Raw genomic sequence first — 1,731 nt, forward strand, 5'->3', positions numbered from 1 at the left:
GGGCGGGGCACCTCGGCTACGACCCGACGCGAAGCCACAACGTCGCCGCGATCGCGTTCGAGCTGCCGCCGGCGCGGGCCGGCGACGCCGAGGCGCTGCGGCAGCGGATCAGGGAATCAATCGAGCACTTCATGACCACGCGCGCGCCGGAGGCCATCGTCTCCGCACGCGAGGCGGAGGTGGTCGTGGTCGTCGCGTCAGCGCCCGACCCGCGCAAGCTCGGCCAGGCGTGCCTGGCCCGGCTCGCCGAGCTGTTCCCCGGCGCGAAGGTCGTCATCGGGATCGGCGGGCCGTGCAAGGACCCCGAGGAGATCGCCAGGTCCTACGACCAGGCGCACCGCACCACGCAGACGCTGTGGCGGCTCGGCAGGACCGGCGCTGCCGCCGCGTTCGAGGACCTGGGCATCCACCGGCTGCTGCTCCAGGTGCCTGACCTCGGCGAGCTGCGGTCCTTCGCCGCCGAGGTGCTCGGCAAGCTCAGCGACCACGAGCACGAGCACAAGTCCGAGTACCTGTCCACGCTCGCCTGCTACTTCAGGGAGAACAACAGCCCGCAGCGCGCGTCCAGGCTGCTGCACGTCCACCCGAACACGGTGGCCTACCGTATTAAGCGGATCGAGGAGATCACCGGGCTGCGGCTGGACAACTACAGGGACCGGCTGATCGCGCAGGTCGCGCTGGAGATCCTCGATGCGTTGCCGGAGGCGTAATAGTGACTGATTCAACGGGGACCCCTGCAACAGGGACCCCTGCTACGGGGGCCGCGCGGCGGCTGCTGTCCGGGGAGCGGGTGCTCATCGGCGACGGCGCGATGGGCACGATGCTGCACGCCGCCGGAGCGGCGCTCGACCGGTCGCTGCCCGAGCTGAACCTGTCCGATCCCGGCCTGGTGGAGACCATCCACGACAGCTACGTGAGCGCGGGCGCGGACATCATCCAAGCCAACACGTTCGGCGCGAACCGGCTGTGGCTCGGCGACCACGGGTTCCCCGACAAGGTGGACGAGATCAACAGGTCCGGGGTGCGGCTCGCCCGCGCGGCCGCTTCGCGTGCGGACCGCACCGTGCTCGTCGCGGGCTCGGTGTCGCCCGCGGTCACCGCGCTGCAGCGCCGCCGGGTCGGGTCGGCCGAGCGGATGGAGGTGCTCCGCGAGCAGATCCTGGCCCTCGTGGCCGCCCTGCCCGACGCGGAGCGCGGCGTGGACCTGCTGATCCTGGAGACGTTCGGCTACCTGGACGAACTGGTCGAGGCCGTGAGTGTGGCCGCGTCGGTGACCGACGTGCCGCTGATCGCGCAGGCCACGTTCGCCGACGACGCGCACACGCTCGGCGGCGAGACGCCGCGCGAGGTCGCGTCCGTGCTCAGCGCGATGCCGGTCGCGATGATCGGCACGAACTGCACGGTCGGGCCGCAGCGGATGCTGGTCGTCGCCGAGGACCTGGTCCGGTACTCGGCGGTGCCGGTCAGCGCCCAGCCGAACGCCGGGCAGCCGCGGCGGGTCGGGCCGCGCTCGTTCGAGTTCAGCATCGACGGCGGGTACTTCGCCAGGTACCTCGGCAGGTTCGCCGACGCGGGGATCACCCTGGTGGGCGGCTGCTGCGGCACCACGCCGACGCACATCAGGGCCGCCACCGAGGCGGTGCGCACCCGCGCCGCTGGCGGCGCGGCATCGACGGCGACGCGGGTGTCCGCCGCGGAGCGGCGGCCGCGCTCCGCCGAGATCCACGGCAC

2 protein-coding genes are annotated in these 1,731 nt (G+C 72.6%); both read left to right on the top strand.

Annotated elements, in window-relative coordinates; genetic code table 11:
• A partial coding sequence (locus WA805_RS26965) for a PucR family transcriptional regulator (protein ID WP_425243747.1) occupies nucleotides 1-710 on the top strand: 710 nt, incomplete at its 5' end.
• A gap of 2 nt (nucleotides 711-712) precedes the next feature.
• Nucleotides 713-1,731 (top strand): homocysteine S-methyltransferase family protein (locus WA805_RS26970; protein WP_425243748.1); only part of this gene is annotated, 1,019 nt, incomplete at its 3' end.

This window comes from Trebonia sp. (assembly GCF_049794275.1).
GTDB lineage: Bacteria > Actinomycetota > Actinomycetes > Streptosporangiales > Streptosporangiaceae > Trebonia.